Genomic DNA, 20,475 nt, shown 5'->3' on the forward strand with positions numbered 1-20,475 from the left:
CTTAACGTCACATTACGAGTCCAAGGCTCCATTAACGGCCCCGGCTAACGAGTACCCATCAGCCGCAATTAGCCCCATGTACCCGTTAACGGGTACGGAGTGCAAAACCCAAACGGGTACAAGCACCGTTAACGGGTACGGTTCAATCACCAAATTCGGTGCCCGTTACCTAACGGGGGCCAAAACATCCATCCCGAATTGGCCCTACTCTACTTGCCATAGTTCGGCCCCCCAGCTTGGGGAGGTGCAGCCATGAGCAAAGCGAAGCGGAACAAGCACCATAACGGCAACCGAAAGCCCGTACCGAATTTGGAAACGGCATCACCGAACCTAACCAAAGCAGATACCCAACTCAGCACCGAACAGGCAACTTTGCTGGCGTGGCTGACAAAAGGCCGTTCGGTGGACGTCTGCACCGAACTTTGCGCGGATTTGGGTAAGGTCGCCGAAATGGCGGATTATCCCGGCCACTTCAATAAGCGCAGCCTGTTTGCGCTCAAACGGGAAGGGCTGACACAGGAGCAAGATTGCTTCTTTGCCGGAATGCGCTGGTGCCGGGTCGGTTTAAGCCCCAAGGGGCAACAGCTTGCCGCCCTGATTGCGGAAACAGCTTTACCTAAAAGCGACCTGTTAACGGGGGCCGACTATGCCTGAAGTCCATCCACACGATAACGAATGGCTGAACAAACAGCTTTATGGTGTGCCCGAGGTATTCCGGCAAGAGATCATGGCCGACTATGCCGCCAAAGACTCTCGCCGGGAAGCAAACCTGCATGTGCTGGCCGAGCGTAAAGCCATTGCCGCCGTTATGGGAAAGTTCGAGCGTTTCTATCACATCAACATTCAAGACAGAGATTGCACACAGGCAGCCAAGATCCACTCCCGCCATGTACTAAGGCTACTTGCCAACAACCCCCGCCTGAATCTGGTCGCGCTCTATGCTCTGATTACTGGCTACATCCAAAGCCAAGGCATAACACCGCCGCAGCTTGCAAAACGGGTTTTAAAAGCCATCGCTTTGGGCCATATCGCCGGGAATGACGCCATTAAGGTAAAGGGCGCAATCAATCGCGCCAAGGATGAGCAGTGGTGGCGCAGAAAGCTTAAAACCATACACATCAGGGAAAGTGAAACCCTGTCTCGGCGCTACAACCAGGTAAACCGGGCAAAAGGGATTTACATCAGCAACCTAGGCCTTGGAAAAATCCGCCACCGCTGGCAGGAAAACCAAAGCTTTTTGGAAGGTACCATAGCCACAAACGAGCTGGGCTTCAGTGCCAGTCTTGCCGAACTCTCAAGCCTGAATGTGTCCAATCCCAGCATTCGCAGGCAGGAACTTATGGTCAGAACCCGAGGCTTTGAAGAGTGCAGTAAAGCCATGGGCCATCAGGCGCTGTTTATCACCCTCACCTGCCCGTCAAAGTATCACCGCAGCCTGTCAAAATCCGGCAGCAAAAATCCCAACTGGAACGGCGCAACCCCGCTCGATGGCCAACAATACCTTCGCCGCACCTTTGAGCGAATTCGCGCCGCCCTTGGCAATCAGGACATTGGCATTTTCGGCTTTCGAGTGGCCGAGCCTCACCATGACGGCACGCCCCATTGGCACCTGTTACTGTTTGTTGAACCCGAGCAGGCCAAAGCCCTGTTAAAAGTGTTTCGCCGCTACGCCTTTGAAGAAGACGGCAATGAACCGGGCGCAGCCAAACACCGCCTTAAGGTGGAAGAAATAGACCCAAGCAAAGGCTCTGCAACTGGCTATATCGCCAAGTACATCTCCAAGAACATCGATGGTGAAGGCATAGACCAAGATCTGTATGGCAAGGATGCCAAAGACTCAGCTATTCGGGTTCGCGCTTGGGCCTCGCTGTGGGGCATTCGCCAGTTTCAACAATTGGGCGGGGCCAGTGTCACCGTATGGCGGGAACTAAGGCGCATGGAAGCCATTAAAGCCGTGGAGCTGGATTGGATAGAGTCTATCCGCCAGTGTGCCGACCAAGGCGACTGGCAAGGCTACACCGAGCAAATGGGCGGCGTCTTTTGCAAACGCCGGGAGCAAGTGATCCGCCCCTTATATGAACAGGTACGGGAAGCCAAGCAAAATCCAGAGTCAGTTCCGGAAACCAGCCCCGGAAATCCTGAACATTCCCGGATTAACCCGGAAATAGCGCCTGAAACAGGGCCCGGAACCATTCCCGAAAATTCGGAAACACTTGCGGGAATAGAAGCCGGGATTCCTGAAACTGGCCCGGACGAGTGCCAGCCATTCTCGGAGTTGATATCGGAACCGATGCCAGAAACAAACCGGAAATTGCCGGAAATTCCCGCAATCAAAACTAACCGCTACGGCGATGAAGCCCTAACCCGCCTCAGAGGCATTGTCAGCTTTGGGGTGGAAATCATCACCCGAATCCACCAATGGACGCTTTCGCAAGCAGACAGCACAGACCGCTTTTCCTTGGAGTACTGTCAATAAGTGTACAGACCATGCAGAACCGCAAACGCGCAGTGACACAAGTCATTTAAAAGCCGGATGAAAGACGGTAACATCACACGTCAATTACTAGGCACCCTAGTAGTCGAACAAGAAACCCGCAAAGCCGTTAGTTGAGCAAACTTAACTTTTTGTACGAAAGAGCAAATGTCCTACAGACGATTGAAAGGTACTGTGGTACGTTCAAGCTAACTGAAACACTTGTTCCATACAATCATACCCTTAGGGGACAGCAGGAACGCTGGAATCCGAAATCCAGTGCGGAAGCGTGTCTGAAAGATAAGCGATAGAACAATTTTTGTCGCTTAGCTGGAGCCGAATGGCCTCTGGCTCGCCACGCGACAAAAATGTCGGGAACATTTTTGAGCGGCTTTAGCTATCCCGAAGGGAGAAGCACAGGATGTGCAGAATAATCGGAAGCAAGCCCAAAGGACAAAAAGCCTTCGCAGCAGCTAAATAAGCTACCTGCTGTTGGTACTTTTTTGTTCGCCGATACATAAATCACCCCCTTCCTCAGAAGAAAGAACAAGCTTTTAAGGTAAGCGACCTTGCGAAATATCACTGACAAAATGTTAGAGATCCATTAATAGTTCCAAGTGTATTTGTTGTATGAAACAATTCAGAAAGACAGAAGATTGAAACAAGGTATTTAATTTAAATGGCAAATGAAAATAGCGGTTTGCAGTCAGCAAAACGTAATAAAAAAGATGAGTTCTACACTCAATTAGTTGATGTAGAGCGTGAGTTGCGCCACTACCGAAATCACTTTAAAGACAAGGTTGTCTATTGCAACTGCGACGATCCTTATGTCAGTGCATTCTTTGAGTATTTCACGAAGAACTTTGAGTTTCTGGGTCTTAAGAAGCTAGTTACAACCTGCTATAAAAGCCAGAAAGTCGACTTATTCAGCCAGAACGACTCTGAACAAGCAACTAAGCTAGAGTATTTAGGCGGTGCTAAAAATAGCCTACCGACGCCGGATGACATCGGTGTGACCATTCTCAAAGGTGATGGTGATTTTCGAAGTCAAGAGTGTATCGAAATTCTAAAGGAAGCGGATGTTGTAGTTACAAACCCACCTTTCTCTCTATTCAGCGAATACGTGGCTCAATTAGCAAGTTTAGACAAAAAATTTATTATCATCGGTCACCAAAACGCAATCACTTACAAAGAAGTCTTCCCCGTTATTAAAAGTAATCGAATGTGGCTAGGATATGGATTCAAGCGAAACATGGCTCACTTCATAGCCCCCCATTATGAAGATACAGCGTCGGATGCCGACCACAAAGAAGGGATGATTCGAGTATCAGGCGTGGTTTGGTATACCAGCTTAGATCACAATAAGCGTCACGAAGAGATGATATTAGTTCAGCGTTACTCTGGAAATGAGGAAGATTATCCAAAGTATGATAATTACAATGCTATTGAAGTATCAAGAACGCAAAATATACCTATGGATTATGCTGGCTTTATGGGCGTCCCTATAACCTTCCTTACCAAGTACAATCCTGAACAGTTCGAGATAGTTGGCGCAACCGAAAGTGAAGGTAAAGGCTTCTCAAATGGTCTTTGGAATCCTGAAAGTGGAGTTGCTCAAGCGATGATTAATGGAAAAAAAGTCTATAAACGGCTCTTTATCAGAAATTTGAACCCCATGAACCAAGAGGTATAAATGGATATTGCGTTAAATAAAATAACGATTAGAGAGCTCATTTCTAGCTATCAAGATAATGATGAGGCTGGAGTTGTTGGTTTCAACGGTTTGTTAAATATCCGACCACCATATCAAAGAGAGTTTGTCTACAATGACAAGCAGCGTGAGGCTGTAATTGATACCATAACTAGAGGTTTTCCACTCAATACTATGTATTGGGCGGTAACTGATAGTGGTTTCGAAATTATTGATGGCCAGCAAAGAACCATTTCAATCTGCCAATATGTGGATGGTGTGTTCTCATATAAAGATCGTTACTTTCACAATCTTCAGAAAGACGAAAAAGATTCAATACTTGACTACGAGCTAACAGTTTATCAGTGCAGCGGCACAGATAGCGAGAAGCTTGATTGGTTTCGAACAATCAATATAGCGGGCGAAAAGCTAACTGACCAAGAATTGAGAAATGCAGTTTATGCTGGCTCATGGACATCTGACGTTAAACGCTATTTTTCGAAAACACAATGTGCCGCATCTCAGATTGCTGATAAGTACATGACCGGTTCCCCTATTCGACAAGACTATCTTGAGACAACAATTTCATGGATAAATAATGGCGATATAGAAAACTATATGGCTGAGCATCAGCATGATAAAAACGCAAATCAAATATGGCTGTATTTTCAAACAGTAATTAACTGGGTGAAGGCAATATTTCCAAATTATCGTAAGGAAATGAAGGGGATATCTTGGGGTTTGTTATACAATACTCACAAGGAAGATAGCCTAGATCCCAATACGCTAGAGGCCGAAATTGTAACTCTCATGAGTGACGATGAGGTTACTAAAAAGAAGGGGGTATATGAGTATTTGCTTACCCGTAATGAGAAATACCTGAGCATAAGGTCCTTTACTGACAGCCAAAAAAGAACCCTATATGAGCGTCAAAAAGGTATTTGCCCTGCCTGTTCAGAACATTTTGAATTTGATCAAATGGAGGCCGATCACATTACTCCTTGGTCGCAAGGTGGGAAAACAGATTTGAATAACGGACAGATGCTTTGCCGTGATTGTAACCGAAGGAAATCTGACAAATAAGATGTCCAACTGTGTTCAGGCGACTGTCGTAAGTGCATATTGCCTGTCCGGTTTTCAGCTGCGCGGAATGCCACCCACAAATGCGGACGTTGATTTCTTTCCTCAACTCTCGCCGCTCATCCGGCGAGAGTATCCGCTTATCATTTCAACATCCTCCTGACCAATTTCGCTACTTTACCGCTCTATTTACTTTCCAGCAAAAATGGCCAGCATCAAATACGACCCTCATTTCAACCCTCAATGTTTAGTTGATCGAAAATATTTTGATGATGCTCTAAATACCTTTCAAATCTGGATATATCATCCGTTTTCAGCTTTCCAGTAGCTAACGCGTCCCCCTCCACAATTCCAAGCTGTTTCAGTAGTGCTCTATCAAGTTTATCGCTAAGTTTAAGACGGTATTCATTCCCTACTCTTTTAAAAGTAATCAGATGTTGGTCAAATAGACGGTCAATATGCGCACACAGAAGAACTCCATTTGCACCGTCTAATCGTTCGTTTGTGGTTTCACAGCTTCGCCACGCTTTAATATGCGATGCCACTAACATCTCTTTTATAGGAGTCAACGTCACAGCACAAATCTCACCACCCCAGACTTTAATAACATCTTGCCTGAATTTCCCTTGCCCGATTCGCGCCTGAATCAACCGTTCGCGCTCAGACTCTTCTAACGACATAAGAGCGTTCAAATCATGATAGAAGTTCCCCATACCATCATTTGTGATTTCCTTGTCGTAGGTTTTATTCAGTGCAGAAGTATCTAAATCAAATAGCTGATAAAGAAATTTCTTATCAGGCCCAATCTTTTCGTAGTGCTCAGCTAGTTCTTTGCTAATTCTTTTTTCTTCAATTTCATTTAATGAATATATATAACGAAAAACAAATGCATCATTTTTCGAATTTTCATCCCAAACTATGGCAAATAGAGGCTTCGAGTACCCTTGCTCTCTAATGTAATCGTTACCGTTATTAAATAATGCAACGACCCCCCTGCTTGGGTCATTTTTAGCGTAATGGATACTTTCAAACCGAGAGCGAGTCCTCCACTCACCTTTTTCATGTAAAGCATTTAAATGGATGTATTTTGATGCACCTTTCCTGCTCATATTTTAGTCCTTAATTGTAAATGCTGGTCACTCAAACACATTTATTGATAATCCCTAGCAGTTCTAGTCGTTCGTTCTGAGAAAGTGTATTAATTTCTCTTGCGATCCTTTCAACCTTCGACTCTTGCTCCGCAGTGCCCAATAGCTGCGCAGTAGTGATTCCCAGCTCGTGTCTCACCTGCTCTATGTCCAAGTGGGCATAGGTGCTGGCGGTGATACTGATATCACTGTGTCCTAAAAGCTTACTGGTGGTTTGAATGTTACCACCACGCATAACGCTCCAACTGGCGATGGTTCGGCGCAAGTCATGAATGGTGACGCTCTCGCCCTTCTTTTCACTTCTCAGCCCTGCTCTTTCAGTAATACGCCACCAAAAGCTGCCCTTACCCGACTTTTCAGTAATGTGACCTGACAGACTTTTGTTTGCGGGGAAGACATATTTCTCACCCCGTTTCATCTCGCTACTTCGGCGCTCAAGTATTTCCATCACCTCTTTGGTTAATGGCACTGCATGGGGCTTTTTCACTTTCATCTTAGTGGTTGGGATAAGCCAGATACCGCGCTGATGGTCGATCTCCTTCCACTCCATACTGAACACGCAGCTTTTACGTTGACCAGTAAGCAGTAGCGTCATGACCACATCTCGGTAAATGGCTTCTTCACTATTGAGCGCCTCAAGCAGATTTTTAACTTCCAACTGACTCAGAATGCGCTCACGTTTGGTATCGGCCAGTTTTTTGATTTTGCTAAAGGGATTAGTTTGCTGTTCGGCGAACATCGACTTAAGCAAGGTTAAGCACTTATTGCGTACTGATACCGAGCGTTTAGTTAGAATCAGTTTTAACAGATTACTGGCTTCCTGCTCAGTGATCTTATCGATAGGCAAATGGCCGATTCGTGCTTGCAGATGGGTTCGCCATGTGGCGCGAATATCTTGTAAGGATTTTTGACGCCGCTCACCCGATTTAATCTTTAACTCAAATTCCACTTCAAAAACGTCAAACAATTGCTGTACCGACATTGAAAGCGCGCGTTCAAGCTCAGCATCAAGTTTCTGCTGGCGTTTTACCTCATTGGGGTTCTGACCTTCGGCCAATTCAGATGCGTGTTTTGCGGCGAGTTTACGGGCGTTTTCTATTGTAATTGTTGGGAAGTGCCCTATAGTAATTGTGACGTCTCGACCTAAGCGCTTGCGTCGAAAGCGAAAAATGGTTTTTCCAGACGGCAAAACGTCTAAAAATAAGCCTTTAATTGAGTCTCTATGGGCAATATCATGGATTCTATAGCGTTTTTGGGGTAATTTTAGCTGTTCAAAACTACGTTTTGTGAAAGGTATTTCAGTGTTCATAATGACTTACCTGTAAATCCGGTGCCGCCCCTGTGCCGCCATAGGGAGTAATTTTAACCAATTTACAGTAATTTCGGTTAATGTCAAAAATGCCAAAATACACCATAAAGTGTTGAATAATAAAGAATGATTAAAAATCATCAATTTTCGTTAAAGTCGCTAAAGCTCTCCTGTGGGGAGACCAGTTAGTGAACTTACCTATAATATGAAGCATGACTTCAAGGGACAGTGTCAATGACTGAGCTTTTTAATGCCAATCTCAACATCATCAGCCAGCGTTGGCCAATTATTGCCTCTGCACTTCAACACGCATCTTTTGAGCATTTAGACGCAGCTCTCGTTACCGGCCAAAATCAAACCATTAGCGTTAATAGTACTTACCTCGGTTGTCGTCTTAATCGAATGTATCGTTCCCCAACGAGTATCTGTATATCAATTGGATCTCTTGCCTAGCCTTTGAGCGAGAATCACAATCGGTTTCAATCTTGATTTGCCCATTAGAAATAGGCTCATGTTGGATGAGAATAATCAAGCAGCGCTCAATTATCTCAAACAAATAAAGCCCTAAAGAATATTTAGGCGCCTCGGGTAAATTTATCCTAGGCGCCGTTTCCCTTGTCCCCGGCAAACCGTATAATAGCGCCCGTTAACCAATTTTATTGCCGATAGCGAGGTCCTGTGGCGCACACCTATATCCCACTCGAACAATACAAACGTAAATGGATCTTTAACCATAAAGATCTGCCTGTCACTGATGAAGATAAGGCGCATATCAAGCCACTTGATCAAAAATCATCGATGACGGTCTGGAATCAGTGGGTGAGCAATAAGAGCAGCCGAAGCGATCAATTTACCAAAGGCGAGTGGCCCGCAAAAGGCGATGCCTGGCTGGAAACCGACCACTGGCAAAGCGCCTGGGACAGCGAATCTCCGGCATTACCTGAACTGTTTCAAGGCCATTTCGATTGGAGTGATGATACTCAGGTGTATTTCTGCTACGACAAATATCAGATAATAGAAACTCGCTGGGACGTGTTCGTACGCAACTGGAAATGTTTTCTCTTCTTCGATGACGGCCCACTGCTGATCTCCCCGAAGAAAAAACAAGCGGCTTTCTTTCATCAAAGTGGTCAATATCAAGTCGGCCAACGCGGCTAATCATCTTTTACAATAACTTGAGGTTTTATGAAGTCACTCATCCGCAGTCTGCTATTCGTTTCACTTTGCTTTAGCATGCCGCTGGCCGCCAAGACGGTCGCCGATGTCTCACTTGACGAGCAGCTCACCCTGAGCGACCAGAGTCTGCAACTAAATGGCGCAGGGGTTCGTAGCAAGTTTTTTATGGATCTCTATGTCGGTAGCCTCTACACCCCGAGCCCTAGCACCTCACTACAAAGTGTCCTAGAAGCTCCTAGGGTGGCCATTCGCTTAAACATCATCTCAGGCATGATCACTTCAGAGAAGATGCAAGATGCCATTATCGAGGGATTCGATGATGCTACAAATGGTAGCCCCCAAGGCATTCAAGCTGAGATCGATGCCTTTATGGCCCTCTTTTCGGCGCCTATCGTAAAAGGCGATCAATTTACTCTGGAAGCAAACAAAGATCTTGGCGTCACCGCCTACAAGAATGGCGCAAAACAAGCCACGGTTGAAGGCGAAGCCTTTCGCCAAGCACTGCTGAAGATCTGGCTGGGCGACAAGCCGGCCCAAAAAAGCCTAAAGAAAGCTATGCTAGGTAAGTAAAAAGTTAAGTAAAAAAGTTTGAGATACAAAAATGGCCTGCAACGAATGTTCAGGCCATTTTTATATTAAATATCAGCATACTAGAATCGGTACTGGGCAGAAAAAGCCAGTGCAACTTGGTTATCAAGCGACTCTTGGGTCTGGGGCGCCGAGAGCTCTATCTCGCTGTTAAAGTAATAACCTAAGTAGGCATTAAAACTCAGCGGCTTACTGGCTTGCCAACCGGCCCTGACAAAACCAACCCACTCGTCAATCTCTATAGTGACATCGTCATCTTCTACCAAAAAGCGCTGAGTGCGCTTCGAACTGCCAATACCGATATCGATAGACTCATACCACTGATAACTCAACTCCAGCCCCGCTGGGCCGCTAAAGCCAGCAGAGAAAGGGTTAGCCAATTTCAGTTTGTCGGTTATCTGCCAATTCACCGCCAGGTAAGGAATGGTTCTCACCTCTGAGATATCGTTTAGGTAGGCAACCCCTAACCCCAACATGCTACCGCCGTCAAAGCGGTACATACCCGAAGCGACCAGACCATAGCTCTGGGCATTAGAGCCGGACGCACCATCGGCGTAGGCATATTGAAGCTTAGGGGCAAAGAGTAACAGCCAACGATCGGTAGGACGGTAGCTAAGCCCTATTCCGACGCCATATCTGTCCACACTTGACCAAGGCTGGACCCCATCGAGTAGGGTCGCGCCCCGTCCGCCCCAGTCAAAGTCTAACCTGTCGTAATTCAGGCTGGCACTGATAGACAACTTACGGCTTAAGGGATAACTTGTCTGCGCGCTGAACAGCCAGGTATCACGCTGCAAATCCAGTCCGCTATCACCCACATCGGCCGCACCGACCCCAATCCCCGATACCGACAGTGTCAGCGGAGAATAGCGACGCTCTGCCGCCTCGGCAGATGCACTCGCCATTAGGGCAACAGTCACTAACAAGGTTTTAATCTTAATGATAGAGCTAATACTATGCTTCATACCCTCTCCCTGGGGATACTTAGATGGGATTAAATTTTGGCTAACATCTATTTGATATCGTTGCGCCAATTTACTCTCTATAGCTTAGTACGAACAAAGCGTTTAAAAGATCACTTAGTCTGCCATTTATAACTGAGCATCAAACTTGGCAACTATCGTTTGTCAGCAAAAGGTTGGCAGCGATAGGCACGCAAGAACATAGTCACTGTCTCTTGAATATAGCTGGACCGATTCGCGATTAAATCATCCACAGGTAAGCCTAACTCAAGCTTAAGACGCATCTCGCCAAACAACATCATACACAGCCTTACCGCAGCACTGCGCAGATCGCCAAAATGATATTGACCTAGCTTCTCAACCTGTTCGAAATACGCTTCGAGCAGTTTCAATAAAAATTCGGGACCGGCATTAAAAAAGAGCTCAGAAATTTCCGGGTGGGTGTCGGCCTGGGCCACGCAGGTCTTAAATACTTCAATCGCCTCGGGTGAAACAATCATCTCGCCAAAGTAGTTGCCGAAATTCAACAGCGCCTGCTCGGGCTGTTCTGGGCTGGTAAACAACTCTGCCGTTACCTGATGTACAACACACTTAGATTCGATTGATGCGACGAACAGATCATCCTTGCTACCAAAATGTGAATAGACGGTCTGCTTAGAGACGCCCGCCAGTTTTGCGACCTCATCCATGCTGGTATTGGGAAAACCTTGCCCACAGAAGAGATCTATCGCGGCGTTTAAGATCTGCGCCTTCTTCTGTTCGCTGCGGCTAAGGGGGGCTTGTGCCATTGAAACTCCGTATAAGGTTTCTTTTTTATTACAAGATAATTTATACACAAACTAGACTAGACAGTCCAGTTTTATCAAATTAGACTAACAAGTCTAGTTTAACGTTTTATTCACCAACTGTTAACCACGGAAGCGTATCAGTATGACTTTGTTTTCTGCTAAATCCCTCACGGGCATCTTGCTATGGAGCAGCCTCACCGCCATCATCACAGGATGTCAGCAGGCGCCGACGCCTGACAGTGACCCCAGTGCCAGCAGCGAACATTTTCCCAAAGTCTCCAGCCAGCGCCTGATCCCCTCCGATGGATACGACACCACTCAGGTCTTTACCGGCAGCATACGCGCGGGCAACACGACCGCCATCGGCTTCGAGCTGGCGGGCAAGATCAAACAACTGGCGGTCGACAGTGGTAACCATGTTAAGCAGGGAGAGCTGCTGGCCAAACTCGACACCTCACTACTAGAGGCCGAAAAGCGTGAGTTAATGGCGAACCTGGCCCAAAACAAGGCCGATAGAGAACTGGCACAGAGTACACTTAAGCGGACTCAAGCCCTGAAGCAACAAGGCTACGCCTCGGATCAACAAATTGATGAGCTCAAAGGACAGCTAAGCAGCCTGCAAGCCGCCGAGCAGCGGCTAAGAGCGGCTATCGAAGCCAACGCGCTGCGCATCGAAAAATCGACATTGGTGGCGCCCTTCGAAGGCGTTATCGCTAAACGCAACAACAATTTAGGCGAAGTGGTTGCTTTAGGCGCGCCGCTGTTTACCCTGATCCAGCATAACAATCCTCAAGCGATTGTCGGCGTGCCTGTGAGTCTTGCACAAAGCCTGCAAGATCGGCAGGAGCTGCAGCTTACGGTCAATGACAGCCCATATCTCGCCACCGTTGCCGGTATCGGCGCCGAGGTTAACCCTATAACCCGCACTGTGCCTGTGCGCCTCACCCTGCCCCCCGATGCCAAGGTGATCAATGGTGAGCTAGCCTATCTGCACCACAACAAAACCGTTACCGCCCAAGGCTTTTGGGTACCCATCTCGTCACTCACCGACGGACTGCGCGGCCTATGGAACCTCTATGTGCTGGTCGAGCAAGGCCCAAATCAATACCTTATCGAGCGGCGCGATATAGAGATCCTCTACGCCCATGGTGACCAAGCTTATATCACAGGCGCCCTCAATGCGCAGGAGCACTTTGTCACCCAAGGCTTACACAAGGTAGTGGTCGGCGAGCTGGTCACCCTCAACACGCAAGTCGCGACGAGGTAAGTGATGATTAAAGCTCTAGTGGAAAATGGCCGCCTGGCTAGCCTAGTCATCGCCCTGCTGATTGTCGCTGGCCTTGGCGCCATTAATAGTTTGCCACGTATGGAAGACCCCAGCATCACCAACCGATTCGCTTCTGTGGTCACCCATTACCCAGGCGCCTCGGCAGAGCGGGTCGAGGCCTTGGTTACCGAGGTACTGGAAAATCAGCTCAGACGCCTGGAAGAACTTAAACTGGTGCAATCCACCTCGCGCCCCGGGATCTCAGTCATCCAACTTGAGCTAAAAGATAGGATAACCGACACAGACCCCGTCTGGTCTCGGGCCAGGGATCTGATTAACGATGCCAAAAATATTCTTCCCCCCGGCGCCCAAGATGCCCTGCTTGATGATCAGCTCGGCTACGCCAATACCGCCATCTTAGGCTTAGTCTGGCAAGGCCCGGGCGAGCCGCGCCAGGATATCCTCAACCGCTATGCTAAAGAGCTTCAAAGCCAGCTCAGGCTGATCCCTGGCACAGACTTTGTGAAACTCTACGGCGCGCCCACCGAAGAGATCTTGGTGCAGATAGATAGCATGAAGGTCAATCGCATTGGCCTAAGCGCTGCGGCCATCGCCCAGATCTTGGCCAGTGCCGACACTAAAGTCTCTGCGGGCGAGATCACCAACGACAGCTTTCGCGCCCTGGTCGAAGTGTCCGGCGAGTTAGACTCGGTCACCCGTATCAAACAGGTGCCGCTCAAAGTCGATGCCAATGGCCAAATTATTCGCCTTAGCGAGGTAGCCAGTGTACTCAGGCAGCCCAAGACACCGGCGACCAGCATTGCCCTTATTGAGCAGGCGCAAGGGATCATGGTGGCGGCGCGCATGCTCAATAACACTAGGGTCGATCTCTGGCTGCAAAAAGTCCATCAGGTGGTCGAGCAGGTACAGGGAGAGCTGTCGGCAAATGTGGAGATCCAGTGGCTGTTCGATCAAGAAGGCTACACCACTACCCGCCTTAGCGATCTTATCGCCAGCCTGTTAATGGGCTTTGTGATCATTCTTGTCGTACTTATGCTGACCCTGGGACTGCGCAATGCGGTGATCGTCTCGCTTTCACTGCCACTGACCGCCCTCTTTACCTTAGCCTGCATGAAATATGTCGGGCTGCCGATACATCAGATGTCGGTGACAGGCTTAGTGGTGGCTCTTGGGATCATGGTCGATAACGCCATCGTCATCGTCGACGCCATCGCCCAGCGCCGTCGCCAAGGACTCGATCGCCTCAGCGCCGTTGGTGAAACCCTTAAACATCTCTGGCTGCCGCTGGCAGGCTCAACTATCACCACCATGCTAGCCTTTACCCCCATCATCCTTATGCCCGGAGCCGCCGGGGAGTTTGTCAGTGGCATCGCCATTTCGGTGATCTTCGCCCTGCTGGGTTCTTATCTCATCTCCCATACGCTGATCGCCGGATTTGCCGGCCGTTTTGGCGCCAAAGGAGATGCCAGCCATTGGTATCAGCGCGGGATCAATTTTCCCATTATCGCCAGCGCGTTTAGCAAGACCCTGGATATCGCCCTAAAGCGCCCTCTGCTGGCTGGTATGATCATCGGCATCCTACCGGTAAGCGGGTTTATCGCCTCGGGGCAGATGACTGAGCAGTTTTTTCCGCCTTCTGACAGAGATATGTTTCAGATAGAGGTGCATCTAGCGCCGCACTCCAGCATAGACAATACCCGCGCCCTGGTGGAGCGTATCGACGCCAAACTCAGAGCCACAGGGCAGATGCAAAGGCTTGACTGGGTGATAGGCGGTAATGCGCCCTCTTTTTACTATAACTTGCTACAGCGTCAACAAGGCGCTGCTAATTACGCCCAGGCCATGATTAAAGTGGCCAATTTTGAGCGCGCCAACCAGCTGATCCCCAGGCTTCAAATTGAGCTCGATGCCGAGTTTCCCGAGGCGCAGATCCTGGTACGTAAACTCGAGCAAGGGCCTCCCTTTAATGCCCCCGTTGAGCTGCGCATCTCTGGCCACAACTTAGATACCTTACGAGAAATTGGCGATGAAGTGAGACGCATACTGATCACCACAGAACATGTGATCCACACCCGCGCCACCCTGAGCGCCGGCGCGCCTAAGGTATGGTTTCAAATCGACGAAGATGCCAGCAAGATGAGTGGTCTGAGCCTCACCGATATCGCCAGCCAGATCCAGATGGCCACCACAGGGATCAATGGCGGCAGCATCTTGGAGCAAACCGAATCGCTGCCGATACGGGTGCGCACCCAAGATCTGATGCGCGAGCAGCAAACCCAGCTATCGCAGCTCAATCTATTGTCCACCAGTGGTGTCGGCATTCCACTATCGGCGCTGTCCACCAGCCGCATCGATGTCAGCCTGGGCGCTATTCCGAGGCGTGACGGTCAGCGCGTTAACACAGTAGAAGCTTACCTTGAAAGTGATGTATTGCCGCAGCAGGTGCTGGATCAGGCCAAGACTAGAATCGATGCCCTATCGCTTCCAGCGGGCTATCGTATCGAAGTGGGCGGCGAGAGCGCCAAACGCAACGAGGCCGTGGGCAACCTGCTATCAAACATCGTCTTGGTGATCACCTTGTTACTTGCCACCGTGGTGCTATCGTTTAACTCCTTCCGTCTCACCGGCATCATACTGCTTAGCGCGGTGCAGTCGGCGGGCCTCGGACTACTGGCCGTCTACCTGTTTAACTATCCTTTTGGCTTTACCGTGATCATCGGTCTATTAGGCCTTATGGGACTGGCGATTAATGCCGCCATCGTTATCTTGGCCGAACTGGAAGATATGCCCAATAAACGTGAGGCGCCTATCGATGCCATAGTAACAGTCGTGAGCAGCTGCGGCCGACATATAGGTTCCACCACCATCACGACCATAGGCGGCTTCCTGCCACTGATCATCGCAGGCGGCGGATTTTGGCCACCATTTGCCATCGCCATCGCAGGCGGCACCGCACTAACTACCCTGCTCTCGTTGGTCTGGGTACCTACTATGTATCAGCTGCTGATGACCAAACGCCATACCACGCCAGCCGCCGCTTTTCAGCCAAGCTAACCCGTGAACACTAAGATGCGCAGGCTCGCCCAGCTATGGGTGATCCAGCGCATATTTAGACTAATTGCCGACATCGACCTCATATTTTCCTTTACTTAAATAGACCTACGTCAAAACAATCTTACATCGCCTTGGTTACATTTAGCGACAGTATAACCACAAGGTGGATTAACAAGATGAATTATAAAAATTGGCCTATAGCCAAGCAGATAGGCACCCTCGCCCTGATCCTAACCATAATCGTATTCGCCATCATCAGCAGCGTATCCTACTTCACTGCGGCCAAGGTGTTGGAAGAAAAAGCCATGACCGCCGTTAAGGCGCAGATGCACAGTACAGCCGACCTCATTGAGCTGGAATATAACAGCCTGTTGTCGCTGGCCAGACGCAACGCTGACGTACTCAGAGCCATGTATCCAGGGCAGTTTTTTAAACCCGATAAAACCGTGATGGTATTGGGTAAACCAACACCCGCCCTGGCTCATGAACGCGAGCAGATCAATGCTTCCAAGAGTAAAGTCGATCGCTACTCTAACCTCACCGGCGGCAATGCCACCGTCTTCGTCCGTGATGGCGATGACTTTATCCGTATCTCTACTTCGCTAAAAAAAGCCGATGGTAAGCGAGCCCTGGGCACCTACCTGGGCAAGAAACACCCTGGCTATGCCTCGTTAATTGCAGGCAAAGAATATGAAGGTTATGCCAAATTATTTGGCAAAGATTATATGACAGTCTACCGCCCCATTACCGGACCTCAGGGCGATATCATAGGCATACTCTATATCGGCTTCGATATCTCTGAAGCCTTAACCGAGCTGCAAAGCTCGATGAACCAACTGCAACTGGAAGAAACCGGTTTCTTTACCCTTATCCACACTGCCTCCAACTCAATCATCGCACGCCCTAATCAAGCGTCAGGCACCCAACTGACCGAGGCTCTACTCGATGGTTTACCTTTAGAGCAAGCCAAGCGCAACGACCAGGAAAGCGAATACTTAAACAGTAACAACGAACCCATGTATAGCTACGCCGTCAGCATCCCGGGTTGGCAATGGACCTTGCTTGGCCAAGTGAAAAAGAGCGAACTTAACGAAGAGAGCCTGAAACTCTTGACCATCAACGTGGGGGTCGCGGCCATGGGAGTGTTACTCATTACCACACTCCTCTCTATGGTGCTGATCAAAACCCTGCGACCACTGCGTCAGCTACAGCATCAGCTCACCGAGCTGGGCCAAGGCAACCTGACCCAAGAATTTGACGAAGTCAGCGTCGACTCCAACAATGAGGTCGATAAGATCACCCTAGGTGCCCGCCAGATGGCCATCAGCCTAAGAGAGCTGGTCAATGCGCTGCGCACCTCGGTCGATACCCTGGAAGAGCAAGCCCAAAATGCCCAGGAAGTTGCGCGCCTCAACGGCGAAGAAGCTCAATCGCTGATGGCACAAACAGATCAAATCGCCACCGCCATCGAAGAGATGTCTGCCTCGGTGCGTGATGTGGCCAACCATGCTAGCGAAGGTGCGACCCAGAGCCAACAGGTCGACAATGCCTCCCGCGAAGGTCATCAACAACTGGATCAACTGGTCCAGGGACTGGGCAGACTTAGCGAACAACTCGATGCCAGCCACCTGAGTGTTGAAAACGTCAGCAAAGAGAGCGAGGCGATCAGCCAGGTCACCGAAGTGATCAACAGCATTGCCGAGCAGACCAACCTACTAGCGCTCAACGCTGCCATCGAAGCCGCCCGCGCCGGCGAACAAGGCCGCGGCTTCGCCGTGGTTGCCGACGAGGTGAGAACCCTGGCCCAGCGTACCCAAACCTCGATTGCAGAGATCAGCCAGACCATCACTCAGCTGCAGCAGCAGATCAAGGTCACCGCCGAGCAGATGGGGCAAAGTCATCAGCTGGGTACAGCCTCGGCCACCCAAGGCCAGGAGGCTGCAACCAACCTCAACCAGATCACCATCAGCATAGGTGAACTGGCTGTCGCCTCAACCAGCATCGCCAGTGCCACCGAGCAACAGAGCGCCGTGGCCGATGAGATCACCCGCAACCTTCACGAGATAACAGAGCTCGCCCGCGAGGGTGATCAGCGCGCCAGCGACACCGTCGACGCCGCCCAGAGCCTCTCGCTCATCGCCTCCGACATCAAACAGAAGATCAGCGTGTTTAAGTCATAGCTTCTGGCTAACGCTCATCTCAACGAAAAAAGCCGCTTCAAAGCGGCTTTTTTATGTCTGGCTAACATAGCAGTAGCTGAGTTTGCGTAGCGAGGTGTCGACTCTTGGAAATTTATTGCCCAGGTAGTTTAACGATTGAAGCGCTGTGGCTTGGAATGGATGTTTAACGTTTGCCGGCATAGCCATCGGCAAGGAAGCCTTAACCATGGCTTCATAGTGTATCAATTGCCTGCCGCAGGCCTTATGTGCAAACACATTTGTGACACGCTGCAAGCACTTCCTTGTGAGCTCTACCTCGGCATCCATGCCTCGGAAGGTCACAAATGTGTTTACACCAGTATCTATCGTCTCTTCGATTTGGCGCCTTTTGGTACCCTAAGACTGCCCAAGCATACAATCTAATGCGTTTGTTAGCCGTATTGCAGCTTACTCGAATTATCGAAGTAAGACAGTTTGTTAGAAGATTCGGTCAAACTCTTGATTTCACTTAAAGGGGCGTCGGTAACATAGTGCGCGCGAGTTTTCATGATTTGAGCTTGCCAAATTTGTCTGTCGCTTCGTAGCTCCCATTCCAGCTTAAAATGATCATTTTCAAAGACAACATTGAGGTATTTAAGGCGTTCAACGCCATGACAAACACCATCAATCTCAACACTGTTCATATCCGGCTTCAAAACTACAAGGCTTGGATCGCTATACATCCTGTAAATTCTGTAAGATAACCAAATAAAAAAAATCGGAATATAGAGAGAGATAACAATAGCTTTACCCACTAGATCTGGTGGAAATCTTTCTAAAAAAATATAAAAAGGTAAGAAAGCCAGAATACACAGCAATGGTACAGTTAATTGATCCACTGAATAGACTTTTTTAAACGAGGCATCAGTCAAAATTCGACCTCATAAAAGAGCATAGATATACAACACCGTTGTTTAGGGTTATCGAAAAAGAACGGAGCAGCGTGTAAATTGCCACAGCTGCGCGCATTATGCGCGGCGAACGACTCAACCCTATAATGTGACATGCAAGTTATTGGCACTTAAACTCAATCTCAGTTTGTAGTGGCATAGTGAATTTGGCCACCTGAATAGACGAAGTGATAGACTAACTTCTGGAAAAAAGGTGGTAGAAATGAAGAACACAAGACCGACATTCAGTGCAGAGTTCAAATTAGAAGCTGCGCAGCTGGTAACGAAACAGGGATACAGCATAGCTGAGGCTGCAAGCGCGATGGGCGTGAGTAATTCAGCCATGCGTAAATGGGTAAACCAGCTTCGACAAGAGCAGCAAGGCATATCCCCCAAAGGCGCACCGCTCACCCCCGAACAACAGCGGATCCGTGAGCTGGAGAAGAAAATCCGCCGCATTGAAGAAGAGAACACCATTTTGAAAAAGGCTACGGCTCTCTTGATGTCAGACTCACTGAACAGTTCTCGTTAGTCGAGAAACTCAAGAAGAGCCATAGCGTAAAACGGATTTGTTCAGTATTTGGTATTCACCGCAGCAGTTACAAGTATTGGCGAGGCAGACCTACCACCATTGACTCGCAGCGGGTAAAACTGCACAGCTTGGTGCGGGAGGCTTATGAAGCCAGCAATGGGTCAGCGGGTGCCAGAACCCTGGCTGATATGGTGACGACTGCTGGCGTTAGGTTGACGCGCTATCGTGCCACAGGACTGATGAAGAAGCTGGGGCTAGTGAGCTGCCAGGTGCCGCAACATCGCTACAAAAAGGCAGACAAGGAGCATGTCGCCATCCCTAACCTCCTTGACCGCCAGTTTGCAGTGACGGCTCCCAATCAAGTGTGGTGTGGCGATGTGACCTATGTGTGGACAGGCAAACGATGGGCTTACCTTGCCGTTGTTCTGGACTTGTTTGCACGGAAACCGGTGGGGTGGGCGATGTCATTTTCGCCCGATAGTGCGCTAACAAGCAAGGCACTAACCATGGCCTTTGAGGCGCGAGGAAGGCCGAAAGACCTAATGTTCCATAGTGACCAAGGAAGCCACTATACCAGCCGCCGCTTCCGCCAACAGCTCTGGCGTTATCAGATTAAGCAGAGCATGAGTCGACGAGGAAACTGCTGGGACAACAGCCCGATGGAGCGCTTCTTTAGAAGCTTAAAAACAGAATGGATACCGATGACAGGCTATCGGGATATCGGTGAGGCTAAGAGTGAGATTTCGCGATATGTGACGGGGTATTACAGTCAGCTGAGACCACATCAATATAACGGTGGGCTGACACCCAATGAGTCAGAGCGAAGATACTGGCTTGAATACAAAACCGTGGCCAATTTTAGTTGACCACTACAGCTTGCGCATCCGACCTGAACGGAACCATATCTTTAGGAACAGCTTTAATGAGTTGAAGTTCTTTCCCTTGAGCTTGGCAATAAGAATTTGCTTCTTTTAAAGCATCGGCTTTGACCGCTGAACCAGTGACATCGAATCCCTTTTCAGATCTAGAGATCATATAGCTATCATCGCCTAATGGGACGACTCCAGATGATTGCGCGCAGGCGGTTAATATTGAAATAAAGCCAATTACTATAACTCGATTAATTTTCATTTTTCTCTCAATTCACATAACGCTGCATTAAGAGGTGAACAACACCACCAACCAACCTAACGCATTGTGCCATAAACACTAAATTTAAAGTAGAGCCAAAAATGCCCAGCATTGAGAATCCCTTATAAATGCTTTGCTGTGTATGTTTTTCAACCTAGCCACTTGATT

At 48.8% G+C, this 20,475-nt stretch carries 16 protein-coding genes; 10 read left to right on the plus strand and 6 right to left on the minus strand.

Annotated features, from left to right (window positions below; translation table 11 throughout):
* The first annotated feature begins 252 nt into the window (after positions 1-252).
* From CFF01_RS12850 to CFF01_RS12865, 4 genes are all read left to right on the plus strand, one after another.
* Positions 253-654: a hypothetical protein gene (locus tag CFF01_RS12850; protein ID WP_088905061.1), complete on the plus strand. Its 402-nt coding sequence runs from the start codon at positions 253-255 to the stop codon at positions 652-654.
* Positions 647-2,476 (plus strand): replication endonuclease, encoded by a 1,830-nt coding sequence (locus CFF01_RS12855; RefSeq protein WP_088905062.1) that lies wholly within the window; start codon positions 647-649, stop codon positions 2,474-2,476. The genes CFF01_RS12850 and CFF01_RS12855 overlap by 8 nt, the downstream gene beginning before the upstream one ends.
* Before the next feature lie 676 nt (positions 2,477-3,152).
* The gene (locus tag CFF01_RS12860) at positions 3,153-4,166 is read left to right on the plus strand and encodes an adenine-specific methyltransferase EcoRI family protein (protein WP_088905063.1); all 1,014 of its coding nucleotides are present in this window, start codon (positions 3,153-3,155) and stop codon (positions 4,164-4,166) included.
* Positions 4,167-5,246: an HNH endonuclease family protein gene (locus tag CFF01_RS12865; protein ID WP_088905064.1), complete on the plus strand. Its 1,080-nt coding sequence runs from the start codon at positions 4,167-4,169 to the stop codon at positions 5,244-5,246.
* A gap of 230 nt (positions 5,247-5,476) precedes the next feature.
* Here the strand turns inward: CFF01_RS12865 and CFF01_RS19325 are convergent, their stop codons facing one another.
* Both CFF01_RS19325 and CFF01_RS12875 read right to left on the minus strand, forming a co-directional pair.
* A complete protein-coding gene (locus tag CFF01_RS19325) occupies positions 5,477-6,352 on the minus strand; it encodes an HNH endonuclease (protein ID WP_232479439.1) in 876 nt (291 codons plus the stop codon).
* Between the two features lie 31 nt (positions 6,353-6,383).
* Positions 6,384-7,700 carry a tyrosine-type recombinase/integrase gene (locus CFF01_RS12875; RefSeq protein WP_088905065.1) on the minus strand — a complete coding sequence of 439 codons (1,317 nt, stop codon included), beginning with the start codon at positions 7,698-7,700 and terminating at the stop codon, positions 6,384-6,386.
* 678 nt (positions 7,701-8,378) lie between these two features.
* Between CFF01_RS12875 and CFF01_RS12885 the strand changes: the two genes are divergently transcribed.
* Both CFF01_RS12885 and CFF01_RS12890 read left to right on the plus strand, forming a co-directional pair.
* Positions 8,379-8,858, plus strand: a complete 480-nt coding sequence (locus tag CFF01_RS12885) for a DUF2947 domain-containing protein (RefSeq protein ID WP_033538491.1) — start codon at positions 8,379-8,381, stop codon at positions 8,856-8,858.
* Between the two features lie 27 nt (positions 8,859-8,885).
* Complete coding sequence (locus CFF01_RS12890; RefSeq protein ID WP_088905067.1) at positions 8,886-9,446, plus strand: chalcone isomerase family protein; 561 nt, start codon at positions 8,886-8,888, stop codon at positions 9,444-9,446.
* An 80-nt stretch (positions 9,447-9,526) separates the two neighbouring features.
* Here the strand turns inward: CFF01_RS12890 and CFF01_RS12895 are convergent, their stop codons facing one another.
* Both CFF01_RS12895 and CFF01_RS12900 read right to left on the minus strand, forming a co-directional pair.
* Positions 9,527-10,429, minus strand: coding sequence for a DUF6268 family outer membrane beta-barrel protein (locus CFF01_RS12895; RefSeq protein WP_088905068.1), 903 nt, complete (start codon positions 10,427-10,429; stop codon positions 9,527-9,529).
* A 152-nt stretch (positions 10,430-10,581) separates the two neighbouring features.
* Positions 10,582-11,214: a TetR/AcrR family transcriptional regulator gene (locus CFF01_RS12900; RefSeq protein ID WP_033538494.1), complete on the minus strand. Its 633-nt coding sequence runs from the start codon at positions 11,212-11,214 to the stop codon at positions 10,582-10,584.
* Between the two features lie 142 nt (positions 11,215-11,356).
* On the opposite strand from CFF01_RS12900, the gene CFF01_RS12905 reads away from it, so the two are divergent.
* From CFF01_RS12905 to CFF01_RS12915, 3 genes are all read left to right on the plus strand, one after another.
* Positions 11,357-12,481, plus strand: a complete 1,125-nt coding sequence (locus tag CFF01_RS12905; RefSeq protein ID WP_088905069.1) for an efflux RND transporter periplasmic adaptor subunit — start codon at positions 11,357-11,359, stop codon at positions 12,479-12,481.
* 3 nt (positions 12,482-12,484) lie between these two features.
* Positions 12,485-15,556, plus strand: a complete 3,072-nt coding sequence (locus CFF01_RS12910) for an efflux RND transporter permease subunit (protein WP_088905070.1) — start codon at positions 12,485-12,487, stop codon at positions 15,554-15,556.
* A gap of 176 nt (positions 15,557-15,732) precedes the next feature.
* Entirely contained in the window at positions 15,733-17,736 is a 2,004-nt protein-coding gene (locus tag CFF01_RS12915; protein ID WP_088905071.1) for a methyl-accepting chemotaxis protein, read from the plus strand.
* Between the two features lie 410 nt (positions 17,737-18,146).
* Here the strand turns inward: CFF01_RS12915 and CFF01_RS19140 are convergent, their stop codons facing one another.
* Complete coding sequence (locus tag CFF01_RS19140) at positions 18,147-18,626, minus strand: hypothetical protein (protein WP_157704999.1); 480 nt, start codon at positions 18,624-18,626, stop codon at positions 18,147-18,149.
* A 241-nt stretch (positions 18,627-18,867) separates the two neighbouring features.
* Here CFF01_RS19140 and CFF01_RS12930 point away from each other — a divergent pair.
* Positions 18,868-20,042 (plus strand): IS3 family transposase gene (locus CFF01_RS12930; protein WP_088903906.1). Its coding sequence is split into 2 segments (ribosomal slippage): positions 18,868-19,126 and positions 19,126-20,042, totalling 1,176 coding nucleotides; the frame shifts between segments, so codons are not numbered across the junction.
* Here CFF01_RS12930 and CFF01_RS12935 read toward each other — a convergent pair.
* Positions 20,035-20,307: a hypothetical protein gene (locus CFF01_RS12935; protein ID WP_088905074.1), complete on the minus strand. Its 273-nt coding sequence runs from the start codon at positions 20,305-20,307 to the stop codon at positions 20,035-20,037. The genes CFF01_RS12930 and CFF01_RS12935 overlap by 8 nt on opposite strands.
* Positions 20,308-20,475 lie beyond the last annotated feature (168 nt).

The organism is Shewanella marisflavi (assembly GCF_002215585.1).
GTDB lineage: Bacteria > Pseudomonadota > Gammaproteobacteria > Enterobacterales > Shewanellaceae > Shewanella > Shewanella marisflavi.

Coding starts and splice junctions, on each gene's coding strand:
- CFF01_RS12850 (WP_088905061.1), top strand. CDS start 253: ATGAGCAAAGCGAAGCGGAACAAGCACCATAACGGCAACCGAAAGCCC.
- CFF01_RS12855 (WP_088905062.1), top strand. CDS start 647: ATGCCTGAAGTCCATCCACACGATAACGAATGGCTGAACAAACAGCTT.
- CFF01_RS12860 (WP_088905063.1), top strand. CDS start 3,153: ATGGCAAATGAAAATAGCGGTTTGCAGTCAGCAAAACGTAATAAAAAA.
- CFF01_RS12865 (WP_088905064.1), top strand. CDS start 4,167: ATGGATATTGCGTTAAATAAAATAACGATTAGAGAGCTCATTTCTAGC.
- CFF01_RS19325 (WP_232479439.1), bottom strand. CDS start 6,352: ATGAGCAGGAAAGGTGCATCAAAATACATCCATTTAAATGCTTTACAT.
- CFF01_RS12875 (WP_088905065.1), bottom strand. CDS start 7,700: ATGAACACTGAAATACCTTTCACAAAACGTAGTTTTGAACAGCTAAAA.
- CFF01_RS12890 (WP_088905067.1), top strand. CDS start 8,886: ATGAAGTCACTCATCCGCAGTCTGCTATTCGTTTCACTTTGCTTTAGC.
- CFF01_RS12895 (WP_088905068.1), bottom strand. CDS start 10,429: ATGAAGCATAGTATTAGCTCTATCATTAAGATTAAAACCTTGTTAGTG.
- CFF01_RS12900 (WP_033538494.1), bottom strand. CDS start 11,214: ATGGCACAAGCCCCCCTTAGCCGCAGCGAACAGAAGAAGGCGCAGATC.
- CFF01_RS12905 (WP_088905069.1), top strand. CDS start 11,357: ATGACTTTGTTTTCTGCTAAATCCCTCACGGGCATCTTGCTATGGAGC.
- CFF01_RS12910 (WP_088905070.1), top strand. CDS start 12,485: ATGATTAAAGCTCTAGTGGAAAATGGCCGCCTGGCTAGCCTAGTCATC.
- CFF01_RS12915 (WP_088905071.1), top strand. CDS start 15,733: ATGAATTATAAAAATTGGCCTATAGCCAAGCAGATAGGCACCCTCGCC.
- CFF01_RS12935 (WP_088905074.1), bottom strand. CDS start 20,307: ATGAAAATTAATCGAGTTATAGTAATTGGCTTTATTTCAATATTAACC.